We start from the raw sequence: 16,208 nt of genomic DNA on the forward strand, positions 1-16,208 counted from the left end.
ACGCCGCCGCGCCCTATAAGCTCCGCTGTCGTTTCAGGAGCGCGTTCCCGTCGATGAACAGGTAAGGATGATCCGCTGCGCACGCGGTCGGTGCTGCCGGGCGGATCGCGCTATTTGACCTGCTGTTTCGTCGATGGAGCCAGACCATGATCGGACCCAACCCCAACATCAAGCACCCGATCCCGATGCATAGCCGCGTCGGCTTCCTGAAGGGGCTGGTCACGGCGCCGAACATCGAGATCGGCGACTTCACTTATTATGACGATCCGGACGGGCCGGACAAATTCGCCGAGCGATGCGTGCTTCATCACTATCCATTCATCGGCGACCGGCTGATCATCGGCAAGTTCTGCGCCATCGCCGAGGGCGCGCGCTTCATCATGAACGGCGCCAATCATGCCATGTCCGGCTTTTCGACCTATCCGTTCAACATCTTCGGTCATGGCTGGGAAGAGGGTTTCGATCCGGCGACCTGGTCGAAGGAATTGCGCGGCGACACAGTGATCGGCAATGATGTATGGATCGGCATGGAAGCGGCGATCCTGCCCGGCGTGGCGATCGGCCATGGCGCTATCGTTGCGGCAAAGTCGGTGGTGACGCATGACGTGGCGCCCTATGCGATCGTCGCCGGCAATGCGGCCAAGGTGGTTAAGATGCGTTTCGACGACAGGACCATCCGGCGGCTTTTGGCGGCGGCGTGGTGGGATTGGCCGGTGGAAAAGATCAGCCGCAACCTCAATGCCATTCGTGGCGCCGATATTTCTGTTCTGGAGGCAGGCGTTTGAACGCGTTGAACAAGTCCGTGATCGGCATCGAGCTGTTCACGCGGCCGTGGATATTCATCCGCGGCGTGCCGGCGATGAAGTTCCTGCCGCCGGAAGGACCGCCGGAGATCGCCTTTGCCGGCCGCTCGAATGTCGGCAAATCGTCGCTGATCAACGCGCTGGTCAATCAGAAGGGACTGGCGCGCACGTCCAATACGCCAGGGCGGACGCAGGAACTCAACTATTTCGTTCCGGGCGGGTTTTCCGGCGAAGGCGCCGACCTGCCGCCGATGGCGCTGGTCGACATGCCGGGCTACGGCTACGCCACTGCGCCCAAGGAAAAGGTCGACGACTGGACGAAACTCGTCTTCGACTATCTCAAGGGCCGCGTCACCCTGAAGCGCGTCTACGTGCTGATCGACGCCCGCCACGGCATCAAGGCCAAGGACGACGAAGTGCTGTCGCTGCTCGACAAGGCGGCGGTGTCCTATCAGATCGTGCTGACCAAGACCGACAAGATCAAGGCGGCCGGCGTGCCGCGATTGATCGAAGAGACACTGCAGAAGATCAAGAAGCGGCCGGCGGCGTTTCCGTTCGTCCTCGCCACGTCGTCGGAAAAAAACGAGGGCCTCGAGGAATTGCGCGCGGCGATCGTGCTGGCGGCCAATGGCGGCTAGAGCGGGATGCGTTCAAATTGAACTGGCATCCCGCTCTATCTATTTGTTTTTAGTCGCATTTCTGCGACGCCAAGTGATTCCACTTGGCTGCAAAATGCTCTAGGACTTTGCCTCCAGGGCGATCGTCTGGGTGCTTTCTTCCGTGGCAAGCCTTTCGGTGCCGTAAGCCTTCAGGAACATGCCGACGCCCGACCTGACGATGTGGTCGATTTCATCCTGGCTCGGGGCTTTGGTGCGGTAGGCGAATATGCACTGACGGAAAAGACCCGCCAGGCACAGTTCGGTGAACTGATAGGCGGCAAGATCGACATCGTCGATCTCGAGCAGGCCGCGCTCGATGGCGGCATTGAGAAAAGCAACGACCTTGTCGTGGCCGCGTTTTGGGCCGCGTTCGTAAAAACGCGCACCAAGTTCGGGCATCCTGTCGGACGCGCCGATCACGGTGCGCTGCGCCTGGACGACCTTGGCCGAGGTGATCTTGAGGGACAGCACCTTGCCGAACTTCACCAGCGTCTCGCGAAGATCGTCGGCGCGGTCGAGCAGATCGTACATATTCTTGAAGATCGTGCCGCGCTCTTCCTCGATCAGCGCCTCGAACAGCTCTTCCTTGTTGGCGAAGTAGACATAGATCGTGCCCTTGGAAACGCCGGCCTCGCGGGTGATGTCGTTCATCGACGCCGCTTCGAAGCCCTTGTCGATGAAGACACGACGCGCGCCCTCGATGATCTGGTTGCGCTTGACCGGGTCCTGTCCCGCCGCCGGGCGGCCGCGACGCAGGCCATCCAGCAGATCGCACTGGTCCTTGTCGGGCTCGGTCATAACGTCACACCTCGAAAAAATTCGAACCGATCGGTTCGATCATCCTTGATATGGGCCTCTCACCGCGCTAAGTCAACGTCAACATCGAACCGAACGGTTCAGTCTGATGCCCGGTTTCTAGCGATGCCAAGAGAGATGCCATGTCCTCGAACGCGACCCCAACCGCCGAAGTCCGTCCCTTCCCCAACGCCAAGGTTGCGCCGGCAACCGAAGCGCCGAACCCACCGACTGAACCCGCAACAAGCCCTCCGGCCGAGGCGCCGGCCAAAAAGAAACGCTCGGCACGCTCCTTTCTGTTGCCGATCCTTGCGCTTGGCTTGCTGGGCGCAGGCGCCTGGTATGGCTATGATTACTGGACCGACGGGCGTTTCATGATCTCCACCGACGACGCCTATGTCCAGGCCGACATGGCGTTCATTTCGCCGAAAATTTCCGGCTATGTCGATCAGGTCAAGGTGACCGAGAACCAGCAGGTCAAGGCCGGCGACCCGCTGCTGGTCGTCGACAATGGCGACTACAAAATAGCGGTCGCCCAGGCCGAGGCGCAGATCGCCACCTTGAGCAAGACGCTCGATCGTATCGACGCCCAGACCGAGGCGGCGCGCGCCTCGCTCGAGCAGGCGCAGGCGCAGAAGACCGCCGACCAGGCCGCCGCCGCCAATGCCGCGCGTGTCCAAGCGCGCGCCGCCCAATTGCTCAAGACACATGTCGGCACCCAGGCCAAACTGGACGATGCCCAGACCGCGGTCGAGCAAGCCAATGCCGCCCTTGTCGGTGCCGACGCCCAGATCGCGGCGGCTGAGGCCAATATCGGTGTGCTCCAAGCGCAGCGCGCGGAGACGGCAAGCACGCTGGCGTCGCTGCAGCTTGCCAGGGACAAGGCCGCACGCGACCTGTCCTTCACCGTGCTGCGCGCGCCCTATGACGGTGTCGTCGGCAACCGCTCGGTCGAGCAGGGCGACCTGATCAGCCCCGGACAGAAGCTCGCCGTCATCGTGCCGATGGACAAGCTCTATATCGTCGCCAATTTCAAGGAGACCCAGCTTGCCCGGCTGGTGCCTGGTGAAAGGGTCAGGATTTCGGTCGACGCGATCGACGGCCAGGATTTCGAAGGGACCGTCTCGTCGCTGGCGCCGGCATCCGGCGCGGTGTTCTCGCTGCTGCCGCCGGAAAACGCCACCGGCAACTTCACCAAGGTCGTGCAGCGCGTCCCGGTTCGCATCGACGTGCCGGCGGATGTGCTGAAGACAGGCAAGCTGCGCGCCGGCCTCAGCGTCGTCGTCGCCGTCGACAGCCGCACCGCACCTTCGGCGTCGAACTGAGCGGCCGCTTGGGAGCAATGCCGTGGCAACCGCAACCTCGACAGCAGGATCGCCGCCGGCGAGGCCGGCTACGCCTGATACCATTCCCACACGCCGCATTATCGCCTTCCTGGCGATGGTGTTCGGCATGTTCATGGCGATCCTCGACATCCAGATCGTTTCGGCCTCGCTGGCCGAGATTCAGGCCGGCTTGAGCGCCAGCTCCGACGAAATTCCGTGGGTGCAGACCGCCTATCTCATCGCCGAAGTCATCATGATCCCGCTGTCCGGTTTTCTCAGCCGGATGCTGTCGACGCGTGTGCTGTTCACCGTCTCCGCGGCCGGCTTCACCGCCGCGAGCGCGCTGGCGGCGACCGCCACCAACATCGACCAGATGATCGTCTACCGCGCCGTCCAGGGTTTTATCGGCGGCGGCATGATCCCAAGCGTGTTCGCTGCCGCCTTCACCATCTTCCCGCCGTCGCGCCGTGCCATGGTGTCGCCGATGATCGGCCTGGTGGCGACGCTGGCGCCGACCATCGGCCCGACTGTCGGCGGCTATATCAGCCATGCCATGTCCTGGCACTGGCTGTTCCTGATCAATGTGGTGCCCGGTATCATGGTGACCGCAGCCGCATGGTCGCTGATCGACTTCGACAAGCCCAATCTCAGCCTGTTCCGCAAGTTCGACTGGTGGGGCCTCGCCGGCATGGCGGCTTTCCTCGGCTCGCTGGAATTTGTGCTCGAGGAAGGTCCCAACAACGACTGGCTTCAGGACCAGGCCGTGTTCATCTGCGCCATCCTGATGACGGCCGGCGCGGTGCTGTTCTTCTGGCGCGCCTTCACTGCCGAGGAGCCGATCGTCGACCTGAAGGCCTTCGCCAACGTCAACTTCGCTTTCGGCTCGCTGTTCTCCTTCGTCATCGGCATCGGCCTCTACGGCCTGACCTATCTCTATCCGGTGTATCTGGGGCGCATCCGCGGCTACGACTCCCTGATGATCGGCGAGGCGCTGTTCGTCAGCGGCCTGGCGATGTTCGTCACAGCGCCGATTTCCGGCATCCTGTCGCGCAAGATGGATCCGCGGCTGATGATGATGATCGGCTTCTTCGGCTTCGCTGCCGGCACCTGGCGGATGACCTATCTGACTGCAGACTGGGATTTCTGGGAGCTTTTGGTGCCGCAGATCCTGCGCGGCGCCTCGATGATGCTGTGCATGGTGCCGATCAACAACATCGCGCTTGGAACGCTGCCGCCTGACCGGCTTAAGAATGCATCCGGTCTGTTCAACCTCACCCGCAATCTCGGTGGTGCCGTAGGCCTTGCCGTCATCAACACCGTGCTGATCGATCGCAGCGCCTTCCACTACGCAAGGCTGGCCGAGCATGTGCAATGGGGCAGCGCCGAGGCGCAGACCAGGCTGCAGAACATGACGCTCGACTTCCAGCAGAATGCCGGCCTCGACGCCTCCAAGGCGGCGATCTCCAAACTGTCCGGCATGGTCCAGCAGCAGGCTTCGCTGCTGTCCTTCATGGACGTGTTCTATCTGTTGACGGCGCTGTTCGCGACGCTGGCGATCTTCACTATGGTCATCCGCAAGCCGGCCGAGCCGGCGGGCGGAGGCGGCGGACACTGACCGCGCAACTTTGCGCGTCCAAAGGACGCGGCGCTGTGGGTCAGGCCGTGGCCGGCTTGAAGGTCAAGGCGACGCCGTTGATGCAATGACGCAGGCCGGTCGGCGGCGGGCCGTCGTCGAAGACATGGCCGAGATGACCGCCGCAACGGCGGCAGTGGACCTCGGTCCGGGTCATGCCCAGCGACCTGTCCACGGTCATGCCGACGGCGTTGGGAATCTCCAGCCAGAAGCTCGGCCAGCCGGTGCCGGAATCGAACTTGGTTTCGGAGGAATAGAGCGGCAGGTCGCAGCCGGCGCAGGCGAAGATGCCCTTGCGATGTTCGTTGAGCAGCGGGCTGGTGCCGGGATATTCGGTGCCTTCCTTGCGCAGCACATTGAAAGCCGCATCGGACAGGATGGCGCGCCACTCGGCCTCGGTCTTGGTGACCTCGAAGGTTTCGACCGCGTGTGCATCCTGCGGCCGGCCGATGCGCAGCGCTGCCGCCGTGCCTGCCAGCAATGCCACAGCGGCACCGCTCCAAAGAAAGTCGCGCCGGATCATCACCATTCCTCCTTCTGTCCGTTTGCCAAATTCGACCGTCACATGGAAACCAAAAGCCGGTGACGGCCAGCTCCCGACAACGGGCACTCCGCACCTGCCTGGAGCGGACGGTGCGGAGTGTACGCTTGTCGATTGCGCGGGTCACGCAAGCGGAAACCCGCGCACTCGGCATGGAGCCTCAGCCATATGTTCGCTGGCGACGCCCGCTTCGTTACATCTTCGGCAGGAGAACCTTGTCGATGACGTGGATGACGCCGTTCGACTGCTCGACATCGGCGACGGTCACATTGGCGACATTGCCGTTCTCGTCGGTCGCGGTGACCTTGCCGTTTTCGGCCTTGAGCGTCACCTCGCAGCCGCCAACCGTCTTGACCTTGTGCGCGCCACCATCGTCCATGGCCATCTTGGCAACGTCGGCGGCCATCGCCTTGGCACCGATGACGTGGCAGGTCAGGATCTTGACCAGCTTGTCCTTGTTTTCGGGCTTGAGCAATGTATCGACGGTGCCGGCCGGAAGGGCGGCAAAGGCCTCGTTGGTCGGCGCGAACACGGTGAAGGGACCGGCACTCTGCAGCGTGTCGACGAGACCGCCGGCCTTGACGGCCGCGACCAGCGTCGTGTGATCCTTCGAATTGACGGCGTTCTCGACGATGTTCCGGGTGGCATACATGGCGGCGCCGCCGACCATCGGATTTTCGGCATAGGCGGCGGTGGCGAGCGCGGAGACGGCGACCGTTCCGGCAAGCAAAAGGGTGGCGAACTTACGCATTATTTCTATCTCCTCAGTTTATTTCTTCCCCTCTTTGGGGCGCAAGGAGATACGGGGGATAAATGCCCGAGTTTCGCCCGCTCAGGAGAAAATTTTATTTTTATAACGGCGAGCATGATTTTCAGGGCAGGACTCTTACAGACTGCATGCTTTCCCGCTAAAGTCACCACAGGCGATAGATTTAAAATATTCTCGAAAAATCGGCAGATAGGGGTGATTAGCAGACAGGGGCGATCAGATGCTCTTCAGTTCGCCCGCAGCGACCACAGGGCCGGTCGGTTGGCCGGTCGGCGAACCGCCGGTCGGTTCAAGGCTGACCGCAAGCACGGCGCCTTGCGCAAGTTTTTCCTGCACGGCCGGGGAGATGGTCATACGCGCGGTCTGGCCGGCCGGCATGACGCCCATAGAGACCGGCGCATTCTTGCCCTCGATCATCCAAAGCTCGAAATCCTTGCCGGCGGCGCGCTCGCCGGAGACATGCGACAGGCCGACCTCGCGACGGGCGGCATCATAGACGGCGAGGTATCTGACGTCGCTGCCATCGGCAGCCAGCGAGGCGATGAGCCGCGGCGGCTCGGCCGGCGGGTTGAGGTAAGGCTCGGCGATATAGATCGCCAACGCCGCGACGGAAGCGGCTGCAAGACCGCGCCAGAAGGCAAGGCTTGACCAGAGGCCGGCGCGAGGCTCTGCGACGAACAGCCGGCGATCCAATGCCTCCTTGACCCTGATCGGCGGCTCTGTCTCCGGATAGGCGTCGGCCATCGGCGAAAGACGCGCCTCCCAGGCATCGACAAGGTGCGCGAAAGCGGCGTCCGCGTCGATGCGGCGTGACGCAATCTCGCGTTCGTCCGCGGCCAGGACGCCAAGAACGTATTCGGCGGCAAACAGGTCGTCGCCCCCAGATTCCGGTCCGTCATCCTCTGCCCGCATCATCTTTCAAGACACTCTCTGAGCTTCAACAGGCTGCGCCGCAGCCAGGTTCGCATCGTGTTCAGCGGCACGTCATGGCGCGCCGCCAGTTCGGCATAGCTTTCGCCCTCCAGATAAGCGCCCCGGACGGCCGCCGCCCGGTCCTTTTCCAATTCGTCGAGACAACGATAGATGCGCCCGGATTCACCGCCCGCAACAGCCGCAGCCTCCGGTCCCGGCGCCGGATCGGCGACGTCGAGCGCAGCGTCGATATAGGCGACAGGCTCTCGCCGCGCCCTTATCCGATCGATCGCGTGATTGCGCGCAATGGCCACCAGCCAGGAAATCGGGCTTAGCTCCGAGACAGCGAAACGGTCGGCCTTCGTCCATATCTTGACGAAGACCTCCTGCAGCGCCTCTTCTGCCTCTCCCCGGTCCTTCAATACACGAAGGCAGACGCCGAAAAGTTTCGCGCTGGTCTGCCGGTAGAGCAGATCGAACGCAGCCCGGTCCTTCATCGAAGTCCGGACGATCAGGTCGCTGATGTCCTGCGGCGTCATCGGCTGCCAAATTAAGCAATTGCCCAAATTAGGCAATTGCCCCAGATCATTCCACTGCAATGTGTTGCAACGGCGGAAGCGTTCCTGTGCATCGGGAGCGCCGTCGGCTTCCATTGACGAGAAAGAGCCGACCTTTTTGAGGATCGGATTTTCCCAAAACCGGGTTTCCACTTTTGAATCCGATGCTCTAGCTTGCCGATAGTTGGGGGAGCAAGAATGTCGGTCGAACGGACCCTGTGGGAACATGACGCTACCGGCCTGGCCGGCTTGGTGCGCAAAGGAGAAATCTCGCCGCAGGAACTCGTCGACGCGGCGATTGCGCGGGCCGAGGCCACTCGCCCGGATATCAATGCCATCGCCGAGCCGCTTTACGAGGCGGCGCGGACGCGCGCGAAAACCATCGACCGCAAGCTGCCGCTGGCCGGTGTGCCCTTCGCGCTGAAGGATCTCGGCATCGCCATGAAAGGCGTGCCGACGCACGGCGGCAGCCGCATTCCGGCTTTCGTTGCCGATTTCGACTCGGTGATGACCGAACGCCATCTGGCCGCCGGCCTCGTCCCGATCGCCACCAGCACCTCGCCCGAACATGGGCTGAGGCTGATGACCGAATCCGCCGCTTTCGGCATCACCCGCAATCCGTGGAATACAGCCCATACCAGCGGCGGCTCGTCTGGAGGTGCGGCGGCGCTGGTCGCGGCCGGCGTCGTGCCGGTGGCACATGCTTCGGACGGCGGCGGCTCGATTCGCGTTCCCGCCGCCTGCACCGGGCTGGTCGGGCTGAAAACCTCGCGCGGCCGCGTGCCGCTGACGCCGCTGGTCAGCGAAAGCTGGTACGGCCTGGTCATCGACCACGCCGTTTCCCGCTCGGTCCGTGATTCGGCCCTGCTGCTCGACCTGACGCATGGGCCCGATCCGCTGTCGCCGTATGCGGCGCCGACGCCGAAAGGAACTTTCGCCGCCGCAGCAGTGCGTGACCCCGGCAAGCTGAAACTGGCGGTCTACCGAAAATCGCCGCTCGGCCTGCCGATATCGACCGAGACGCTGGCGGCGCTGGACACTGCGATAGCTTTGGCGCGCGAAGGCGGCCATACGATAGAGGAGATCGACCTGCCCTATATCGATCGCGATTTCATCGCTGATTTCGCCAGAACCGTCGCCGCGGCGGTGGCCGGCACGATGCGCGGCGAGGTCTTGCGCGTCGGCCGCTCCATTTCGGGTGATATCGAACGCACCACGCGGGTGATGAGCGCCTTCGGCGAAGTTCTTTCGGCCGGCGAGATCTATGCCAGCCTGCAGCGGCTGCATGCCACGTCGCGCCGGCTGATCATCGAGACCGCCCGGTACGATGCCGTGCTGATGCCTGTCATCGCGCATCCGCCGCTCGCCTGCGGCGCGATGGATCCAAAAGGCGCAGATGCGTTCCTGGAAGAAATGCTCGACAGGCTGCGGCTTGCCCGCCTGCTGAAATTCAAGCCGCTGTTCGGCCAGTTGATGGACAAGAGCCTGTGGTTCACCCACTGGCCGGCAATCCAGAACGTCAGCGGCCAGCCGTCGATCGCGCTGCCTGTTCATGTCACCGATGCCGGCCTGCCGCTCGGCATCCAGGCCGCTGGCCGCCCCGGCGACGAGGAGACCTTGTTGTCCCTCGCCGCGCAAATGGAAAAGATTTCGGGATGGCTGACGCGGCGGGCGCCACTGCAGGTGCCCCGTATGAAAGCAGGCCGATTTCACCTGACGTGACAGCAAAGCCGTTTGCCCCCTGCTCCAATTCCCGCTAAGACGCCGCCGTTCATGCCAAGCTGGGAACCAAGCCGAATGACGGACCTCGCCGCCACCGCCGAAATGCAGGCCGCGCTGCTTTCGAGGGCGCTGCCCTATATGCAGCGCTACGAGAACAAGACGGTCGTGGTGAAGTATGGCGGCCACGCCATGGGCGACATCGCGCTCGGCAAGGCCTTTGCCCGCGACATCGCGCTGCTCAAACAATCCGGCGTGAACCCGATCGTCGTGCATGGCGGCGGGCCGCAGATCGGCGCCATGCTGAGCAAGATGGGCATCGAATCGAAGTTCGAGGGCGGATTGCGCGTCACCGACCAGAAGACGGTCGAGATCGTCGAGATGGTGCTGGCCGGCTCGATCAACAAGGAGATCGTCGCGCTGATCAATGCCGAGGGCGAATGGGCCATCGGCCTGTGCGGCAAGGACGGCAACATGGTTTTCGCCGAAAAGGCGCGCAAGACCATGATCGACCCGGACTCCAACATCGAGCGTGTGCTCGATCTCGGCTTCGTCGGCGAGCCGGTCGAGGTCGACCGCACCCTGCTCGACCTTCTGGCGCGGTCCGAAATGATCCCGGTGCTGGCGCCGGTGGCGCCGGGCCGTGACGGCCACACCTACAACATCAATGCCGACACCTTCGCCGGCGCCATCGCCGGCGCCTGCCAGGCGACACGCCTTCTGTTCCTCACCGACGTGCCCGGCGTGCTCGACAGGAACAAGAAGCTCATCGACGAACTGACCGTCGCCGAGGCCAAGGCCTTGATCAAGGACGGCACGGTGTCGGGCGGCATGATCCCCAAGGTCGAGACCTGCATCGAGGCGATCGAGCGCGGCGTCGAAGGCGTCGTCATACTCAATGGCAAGACGCCGCATTCGGTGCTGCTCGAACTGTTTACCGAACACGGCGCCGGCACACTGATCGTGCGGTAAGCGCAGGCTGCAACTTTTTGGAGTATCAACCTAAGGTTGAGCAGCAGGCACCAGGCGAACTTATCGCCTGAGGTGTCCAAGCGGCACGTGGCCCGGCCCCTTGATGTTCTGCAGCACGAGCTGCGTGTGGACGTCGCGCACGCCGTCGAGCCGCATCAGCCGGTGCATGACAAAGGCGTTGAGCTCGTCGACCGACGGCACCATCACATGCAGCAGGAAATCGTAGTCGCCGGTCATTGTCCAGCACGACGACACCTCGTCCATGCGCTGCACGGCGGCGATGAAGGTTTCGGGCGACCCGTCGCTGTGGGTCACCAGGCGCACCTGAATGAACACTTCGACCATCAGGCCGATGGCGCGGCGGCTGAGCACAGCGGCAAAGCGCTTGATGATGCCGGCGCTCTGAAGAGCCTCGAAGCGGCGCGCGCATGGCGTCGTCGAAAGCCCGATCTCCTGGGCCAGTTCGGACACAGGCTTGCGCCCATCGCGCTGCAAGATATCGAGCATCTTGATCTCAAAATCGTCAACCTGAGGCACTTTCACTCTCCTGCAGCTCTGCTGTGGTGGCTTTTACCTCAAATCGCCTGTTCGAGCCATCATCAAAGCGGATTTGCCTCACCGGATCCGGCTAAACTTCCAAGATGTTAGTCGTGATTTCCAGGGAGAACAGCCATGACGATGAACGTTGCCGATTACGCCCGCGAATGCGCGGCGCAAGGCCTTCGCGGCGACTATTCGGTCTGCCGTGCCGATTTCACCGTTGAGCAGAGCTACAACTACACAGCTGACGAGCAGGCAGTGTGGCGTACTTTGTGCGACCGCCAAACGAAGCTGACCAAAAAGCTGGCACACCGGTCCTATCTCGACGGCGTCGCCACGCTGGGCCTGCTCGACAGGATTCCGGATTTCGGTGTGGTCAGCGAGAAGCTGCGCAAGCTTACCGGTTGGGAAATCGTCGCCGTGCCGGGCCTCATTCCCGCACCGGCCTTCTTCGTCCACCTGGCCGCCCGGCGCTTCCCGGTGACCAACTGGCTGCGGACGAAACAAGAGCTCGACTACATCGTCGAGCCGGATATGTTCCACGACTTCTTCGGCCATGTGCCGGTGCTGACCCAGCCGGTCTTTGCCGATTTCATGCAGATGTATGGCGAGAAGGCCGAGCATCTGATCGCGCTCGGCGGCGACGAGATGATCAGCCGCCTCTACTGGTACACCGTCGAGTACGGGCTGATCCAGGAGGCCGGCCAACCGTTGAAGGCTTTCGGCGCCGGGCTGATGTCGTCCTTTGCCGAACTTCAATTCGCGGTTGAAAGCAAGGACGCGCATCATGTTCCCTTCGATCTGGAAACGGTAATGCGCACCAGCTATGAGATCGACAAGTTCCAGCGCGCCTATTTCGTGCTGCCGTCCTTCGACGTTTTGCGCGATGCCTTCCACAACGTCGCCGACATGGCAGCGATCATCGGACGCCACAAGGGCAAGCCGGCGCTCGACCCGGCAAAACTTTAGACGCTGGCCCGGCTCGGACGCTCGCGGCCGATCGGCGCGGGCGTTATTGGTGGCGCGCTGTGATGGCGATCCATCGGCAGGCCGGAAGCCGAGAAGATGGGACCGCTCAGGCCGCTTCGGAAACGTCCCTGTCCAGGATGGTCAGATTGCGGCCGCGATCCTTGGCCTGGTAAAGGCGGCGGTCGGCGACACGCATCAGATCCGATACGCCGGCATCCTCGCCGCAGGTGACACCGCCGATGCTGACGGTGAGGGGTATGACCCGCTCATCGACGGGACGGAAGCGGATCAGCTCGACTTCACGGCGAATGCGTTCAGCGACGCGTTTGGCTTCCTGTTCGGTGGCGCCGACCAGAAACGCACCGAATTCCTCGCCGCCAATGCGGCCGATCACGTCGCCGCTGCGCACGCCGCGCTCGATCGCGCTTGCAATCAGGAGCAGCGCATCGTCGCCGGTCAGATGGCCGTAGCTGTCGTTGATGAGCTTGAAGTGATCGGCGTCGATGATCAGCAACGCACCGCGATCGGATCTACGCCGGGTGGCCTCGAGGGCGGCGAAGAAGCTCTCGCGGTTGAGCATGCCGGTCATGTCGTCGCGGCTTGCCTTCTCCGACAGGCGCCGATGCGCAGCGGCGAGCTGGGCATGAGCGCGGGCGAGGTCGCGATGAGCGCCTTTCAACCTCTCGCCCTGCCAGAACGTGTAGGCGCTGGCGATCCAGGCGAGCACCAGCGGGCAGACCGTGGACGTCAGCCAGATCGTGCGGTTGATCGGAAAGCCCATTGCCGGAACGACGATCAGCGTCAACAACAGCGAGACTGCGAGGGAGGCGAAAGCGACGGCGGCAGACTTCAGAAATATGCGGCTCATCGCTGGTTCCCCCTGGACCGTCTATGTGCCACCAAGCCCTGAATGGCACCTTTCGGCGATGCCTAAAATTTGAATCATCGGGCCATTTTCGCCACCCATGACGCGCATAAGTTGTGGATAAAGCCTCTGCCAAAGGCATTGTTTCGTGCCATAAGGGGTTGCATGACCACGCTCCCGGATCCCGCCCGCTTTGCCCATGTCACCGACTGGGTGTTCGACCTCGACAACACCCTCTATCCGCACCATTCGAACCTGTTCTCGCAGATCGACGTAAAGATGACCGCTTATGTCGGAGAACTGCTGACGCTGCCACGCGACGATGCCCGCAAGCTGCAGAAGGAACTCTACCGGGAATATGGCACGACGCTGAACGGTCTGATGGCGCGCCACGGCATCGATCCCGACGACTTTCTCGAGAAGGTCCATGACATCGACTATTCCTGGCTGGTTCCCGATCCCGTTCTCGGCACCGCCATCCGCCAGCTTCCCGGCCGCAAGTTCATCTTCACCAATGGCGACCGCAGGCATGCCGAACGCACCGCGCGCCAACTTGGCATCCTCGATCATTTCGACGACATCTTCGATATCGTCGCTGCCGGGCTGAACCCCAAGCCGGCCCGCCAGACCTACGAGAAGTTCGCGGAACTCCACGCGGTCACCGGCCACAATGCGGTGATGTTCGAGGATCTGGCCCGCAACCTGTCCGTGCCGAAATCGCTGGGCATGACCACGGTGCTGGTTGTGCCGCGCAACTTCGAGCCGACCTTCTCGGAAATCTGGGAACGTGACCCGGGCCACGAGGACGATGTGGATTTCGTCACCGACGATCTTGCCGAATTCCTCACCGCGATCGTCGACATCACCGCTTGAGCCGTTGCTTCGTAAAGCCGGATCGAAGCCCGCGGCCTAAAGCTGATAGAAGCGGCTGATGATCCCCCAGGCTTCGTCGGCGGTGTCGACGAAATCGATGATGTCCTGGTCGCCAGGGGTGATCGTGCCTTGCTCGGCGAGGAAATCGAGATCGATCGCCCGTTTCCAGAAAGCCTTGCCGAACAGGATCACCGGCACGCGCTCCATGCGGCCGGTCTGGATCAGGGTCAGCGTTTCGAACAATTCGTCCATCGTGCCGAAGCCGCCGGGAAACACCGCGACAGCCTTGGCGCGCATGACGAAATGCATCTTGCGGACCGCGAAATAGTGGAAGTTGAAACAGAGCTCCGGCGTCACATAGGCATTCGGCGCCTGCTCGTGCGGCAACACGATGTTGAGGCCGATCGACGGGGCGCCGACATCGTCGGCGCCGCGGTTGCCGGCTTCCATCACGCCGGGTCCGCCGCCTGTCACCACGACGAATTCGCGATAATAGGAGGTGGCCGACTGCTGCGAGCAGAGCCGGGCGAATTTTCGCGCTTCCTCGTAATATTTGCTGTTTTTCTCGAGGTTTTCCTTCTGCGTCTCGTTCTTGGCCGCCCAGGCTTCACCGCCCGGCTCGGGTATGCGCGCCCCGCCGAACAGGATGACGGTCGAGCCGATGCCGCGCTCGGCCAGGATCATCTCCGGCTTCAACAGTTCGAGCTGCAGCCTGACCGCGCGCAATTCGCGCCGTGTCATGAAGTCGGGATCGTTCCATGCCAACCGGTAGGTCTCGGCACGCGTCTGCGGCGTGTCCGGCACGCTTTTCGACCGCTCCAGATCCTCGTCCGAATGCGGCAGCGGCGTCCACCCCGCCTTTTCCATAGGAGTCATATTACCTACCCGTCCAATTATTCACTTGCGCCGTCCCGCGACGCAGCCGCGATTGACCCTCACCAAGCCTTCACATAGGGTCCGGCGACTTTCAAAACAGGTTAAGGTGCGGCCCCTTAACAGCTTGGTAACGGAGCGAATTCATGTCAAAGCCCGATCTGGCGAGCCTCGAAAAAACCATCGAAACCGCCTTCGAGGAACGCGAGACGATTTCGACGGCAACCCGCGGCGCAGCGCGCGACGCCATCCAGGCGGCGCTCGACCTGCTCGACCGGGGTGTTGTCCGCGTTGCCGAGCGCCAGGCCGACGGCAAATGGCATGTCAACCAGTGGCTGAAGAAAGCGGTGCTGCTGTCGTTCCGACTCAACCCGATGGAGATCATCAAGGGTGGTCCGGGCCAGGCGGTGTGGTGGGACAAGGTGCCGTCGAAATTCGACGGCTGGAGCGCCATCGACTTCGAGAAGGCAGGTTTCCGTGCCGTCCCGTCATCGATCGTGCGGCGCTCCGCCTACGTCGCGCCAGGTGCCGTGCTGATGCCGTCCTTCGTCAATGTCGGCGCCTATGTCGACAGCGGCACCATGGTCGACACATGGGCCTCGGTCGGCTCCTGTGCCCAGATCGGCAAGAATGTGCATCTGTCGGGCGGCGTCGGCATCGGCGGCGTGCTGGAGCCGATGCAGGCCGGCCCGACCATCATCGAGGACAACTGCTTCATCGGCGCACGCTCCGAAGTGGTTGAAGGGTGCGTCGTGCGCGAAGGCTCGGTACTCGGCATGGGCGTCTTCATCGGCCAGTCGACCAAGATCGTCGACCGTGCCACCGGCGAGGTTTTCTACGGCGAAGTGCCAGCCAATTCAGTGGTGGTGGCGGGCACGATGCCGGGCAAGAACGTGCCAGGCGAAAACTGGGGTCCCAGCCTCTACTGCGCCGTCATCGTCAAGCGGGTCGATGCCAGGACCCGTTCCAAAACCTCGATCAATGAACTGCTTCGCGATTGATCTTTTCAAAAAAACGGACCTACCCGCTTGCTCGACAGACCTCGATTTCTATGGCTTTTCTTCAGCCTTTCCGGGCGAGTGAACCCCAGCGCCTATGTTTTGGCGGGTCTTTTGCCGCTCCTCACTCAGCTTTTCCTGCTCTACCAGTTCTCGCGAACGCCGTTGGGCACTGCTGCAAGTCAGTATTGGGCGCTCGCCTGGTGGATCGCTGTGGTCGTCTCGACATGGTCGACCTTTGCGCTAACGGCGAAGCGGTTCCATGATTTCGGCAAGCCTACCTACTACGCATTGATCTCTCTCATCGTCGGCGCCATTCTCCTTGTCATTCTGGCCTTTTTCAAAAGTGATCCCGGACCCAACCGCTACGGCAAACGCACCAATGCGCCGGCCGAATCCTGAGCG

18 protein-coding genes are annotated in these 16,208 nt (G+C 62.5%); 10 read left to right on the top strand and 8 right to left on the bottom strand.

What is annotated here, in order from left to right; genetic code table 11:
* The first annotated feature begins 146 nt into the window (after positions 1-146).
* Together AC0L18_RS28100 and yihA are read left to right on the top strand one after the other, a co-directional pair.
* Positions 147-785: a CatB-related O-acetyltransferase gene (locus AC0L18_RS28100; protein ID WP_473495100.1), complete on the top strand. Its 639-nt coding sequence runs from the start codon at positions 147-149 to the stop codon at positions 783-785.
* Positions 782-1,441 carry a ribosome biogenesis GTP-binding protein YihA/YsxC gene (gene yihA / locus AC0L18_RS28105; protein ID WP_023801587.1) on the top strand — a complete coding sequence of 220 codons (660 nt, stop codon included), beginning with the start codon at positions 782-784 and terminating at the stop codon, positions 1,439-1,441. The genes AC0L18_RS28100 and yihA overlap by 4 nt, the downstream gene beginning before the upstream one ends.
* Positions 1,442-1,540: 99 nt before the next feature.
* Here yihA and AC0L18_RS28110 read toward each other — a convergent pair whose 3' ends face one another.
* Complete coding sequence (locus tag AC0L18_RS28110) at positions 1,541-2,260, bottom strand: TetR/AcrR family transcriptional regulator (protein ID WP_091596422.1); 720 nt, start codon at positions 2,258-2,260, stop codon at positions 1,541-1,543.
* Positions 2,261-2,400: 140 nt separating this feature from the next.
* On the opposite strand from AC0L18_RS28110, the gene AC0L18_RS28115 reads away from it, so the two are divergent.
* On the top strand, positions 2,401-3,582 hold the full coding sequence (locus AC0L18_RS28115) for an HlyD family secretion protein (protein WP_473495101.1): 1,182 nt from the start codon (positions 2,401-2,403) through the stop codon (positions 3,580-3,582).
* Positions 3,583-3,664: 82 nt separating this feature from the next.
* Entirely contained in the window at positions 3,665-5,197 is a 1,533-nt protein-coding gene (locus AC0L18_RS28120) for a DHA2 family efflux MFS transporter permease subunit (RefSeq protein WP_236473624.1), read from the top strand.
* A gap of 40 nt (positions 5,198-5,237) precedes the next feature.
* Here the strand turns inward: AC0L18_RS28120 and msrB are convergent, their stop codons facing one another.
* From msrB to AC0L18_RS28140, 4 genes are all read right to left on the bottom strand, one after another.
* Positions 5,238-5,738, bottom strand: coding sequence for a peptide-methionine (R)-S-oxide reductase MsrB (gene msrB / locus AC0L18_RS28125; protein WP_473495102.1), 501 nt, complete (start codon positions 5,736-5,738; stop codon positions 5,238-5,240).
* 211 nt (positions 5,739-5,949) lie between these two features.
* A complete protein-coding gene (locus tag AC0L18_RS28130) occupies positions 5,950-6,507 on the bottom strand; it encodes a fasciclin domain-containing protein (RefSeq protein ID WP_091596413.1) in 558 nt (185 codons plus the stop codon).
* A 234-nt stretch (positions 6,508-6,741) separates the two neighbouring features.
* Positions 6,742-7,440: an anti-sigma factor gene (locus AC0L18_RS28135; RefSeq protein WP_473495103.1), complete on the bottom strand. Its 699-nt coding sequence runs from the start codon at positions 7,438-7,440 to the stop codon at positions 6,742-6,744.
* Complete coding sequence (locus AC0L18_RS28140; protein ID WP_473495104.1) at positions 7,437-7,976, bottom strand: sigma-70 family RNA polymerase sigma factor; 540 nt, start codon at positions 7,974-7,976, stop codon at positions 7,437-7,439. Before AC0L18_RS28140 ends, AC0L18_RS28135 begins: the two co-directional genes overlap by 4 nt.
* Before the next feature lie 216 nt (positions 7,977-8,192).
* Between AC0L18_RS28140 and AC0L18_RS28145 the strand changes: the two genes are divergently transcribed.
* A complete protein-coding gene (locus AC0L18_RS28145; RefSeq protein WP_473495105.1) occupies positions 8,193-9,716 on the top strand; it encodes an amidase in 1,524 nt (507 codons plus the stop codon).
* Positions 9,717-9,791: 75 nt separating this feature from the next.
* Entirely contained in the window at positions 9,792-10,685 is an 894-nt protein-coding gene (gene argB / locus AC0L18_RS28150) for an acetylglutamate kinase (RefSeq protein ID WP_077374521.1), read from the top strand.
* Positions 10,686-10,745: 60 nt separating this feature from the next.
* Here argB and AC0L18_RS28155 read toward each other — a convergent pair whose 3' ends face one another.
* Positions 10,746-11,222 (bottom strand): Lrp/AsnC family transcriptional regulator, encoded by a 477-nt coding sequence (locus AC0L18_RS28155; protein WP_473495106.1) that lies wholly within the window; start codon positions 11,220-11,222, stop codon positions 10,746-10,748.
* A gap of 135 nt (positions 11,223-11,357) precedes the next feature.
* On the opposite strand from AC0L18_RS28155, the gene phhA reads away from it, so the two are divergent.
* Positions 11,358-12,194 carry a phenylalanine 4-monooxygenase gene (gene phhA, locus AC0L18_RS28160; protein ID WP_128175770.1) on the top strand — a complete coding sequence of 279 codons (837 nt, stop codon included), beginning with the start codon at positions 11,358-11,360 and terminating at the stop codon, positions 12,192-12,194.
* A 106-nt stretch (positions 12,195-12,300) separates the two neighbouring features.
* On the opposite strand, the gene AC0L18_RS28165 is transcribed toward phhA, so the two are convergent.
* On the bottom strand, positions 12,301-13,062 hold the full coding sequence (locus AC0L18_RS28165) for a GGDEF domain-containing protein (RefSeq protein ID WP_473495107.1): 762 nt from the start codon (positions 13,060-13,062) through the stop codon (positions 12,301-12,303).
* 162 nt (positions 13,063-13,224) lie between these two features.
* Between AC0L18_RS28165 and AC0L18_RS28170 the strand changes: the two genes are divergently transcribed.
* Entirely contained in the window at positions 13,225-13,932 is a 708-nt protein-coding gene (locus AC0L18_RS28170; protein WP_023801574.1) for a pyrimidine 5'-nucleotidase, read from the top strand.
* Positions 13,933-13,968: 36 nt separating this feature from the next.
* Here AC0L18_RS28170 and AC0L18_RS28175 read toward each other — a convergent pair whose 3' ends face one another.
* Complete coding sequence (locus AC0L18_RS28175; RefSeq protein ID WP_473495108.1) at positions 13,969-14,808, bottom strand: LOG family protein; 840 nt, start codon at positions 14,806-14,808, stop codon at positions 13,969-13,971.
* 143 nt (positions 14,809-14,951) lie between these two features.
* Between AC0L18_RS28175 and dapD the strand changes: the two genes are divergently transcribed.
* On the top strand, positions 14,952-15,806 hold the full coding sequence (dapD, locus tag AC0L18_RS28180) for a 2,3,4,5-tetrahydropyridine-2,6-dicarboxylate N-succinyltransferase (protein WP_128175767.1): 855 nt from the start codon (positions 14,952-14,954) through the stop codon (positions 15,804-15,806).
* Between the two features lie 27 nt (positions 15,807-15,833).
* Entirely contained in the window at positions 15,834-16,205 is a 372-nt protein-coding gene (locus AC0L18_RS28185) for a DUF805 domain-containing protein (protein ID WP_027152133.1), read from the top strand.
* Positions 16,206-16,208: the final 3 nt, after the last annotated feature.

The organism is Mesorhizobium sp. WSM4819 (genome assembly GCF_055811215.1).

Excerpts from the sequence above, each read along its gene's own strand:
- AC0L18_RS28130 (WP_091596413.1), bottom strand. The coding sequence starts at position 6,507 with ATGCGTAAGTTCGCCACCCTTTTGCTTGCCGGAACGGTCGCCGTCTCC.
- AC0L18_RS28175 (WP_473495108.1), bottom strand. The coding sequence starts at position 14,808 with ATGACTCCTATGGAAAAGGCGGGGTGGACGCCGCTGCCGCATTCGGAC.
- msrB (WP_473495102.1), bottom strand. The coding sequence starts at position 5,738 with ATGATCCGGCGCGACTTTCTTTGGAGCGGTGCCGCTGTGGCATTGCTG.
- AC0L18_RS28145 (WP_473495105.1), top strand. The coding sequence starts at position 8,193 with ATGTCGGTCGAACGGACCCTGTGGGAACATGACGCTACCGGCCTGGCC.
- argB (WP_077374521.1), top strand. The coding sequence starts at position 9,792 with ATGACGGACCTCGCCGCCACCGCCGAAATGCAGGCCGCGCTGCTTTCG.
- AC0L18_RS28115 (WP_473495101.1), top strand. The coding sequence starts at position 2,401 with ATGTCCTCGAACGCGACCCCAACCGCCGAAGTCCGTCCCTTCCCCAAC.
- AC0L18_RS28110 (WP_091596422.1), bottom strand. The coding sequence starts at position 2,260 with ATGACCGAGCCCGACAAGGACCAGTGCGATCTGCTGGATGGCCTGCGT.
- AC0L18_RS28165 (WP_473495107.1), bottom strand. The coding sequence starts at position 13,062 with ATGAGCCGCATATTTCTGAAGTCTGCCGCCGTCGCTTTCGCCTCCCTC.
- phhA (WP_128175770.1), top strand. The coding sequence starts at position 11,358 with ATGACGATGAACGTTGCCGATTACGCCCGCGAATGCGCGGCGCAAGGC.
- AC0L18_RS28100 (WP_473495100.1), top strand. The coding sequence starts at position 147 with ATGATCGGACCCAACCCCAACATCAAGCACCCGATCCCGATGCATAGC.
- dapD (WP_128175767.1), top strand. The coding sequence starts at position 14,952 with ATGTCAAAGCCCGATCTGGCGAGCCTCGAAAAAACCATCGAAACCGCC.
- AC0L18_RS28140 (WP_473495104.1), bottom strand. The coding sequence starts at position 7,976 with ATGACGCCGCAGGACATCAGCGACCTGATCGTCCGGACTTCGATGAAG.
- AC0L18_RS28170 (WP_023801574.1), top strand. The coding sequence starts at position 13,225 with ATGACCACGCTCCCGGATCCCGCCCGCTTTGCCCATGTCACCGACTGG.
- AC0L18_RS28135 (WP_473495103.1), bottom strand. The coding sequence starts at position 7,440 with ATGATGCGGGCAGAGGATGACGGACCGGAATCTGGGGGCGACGACCTG.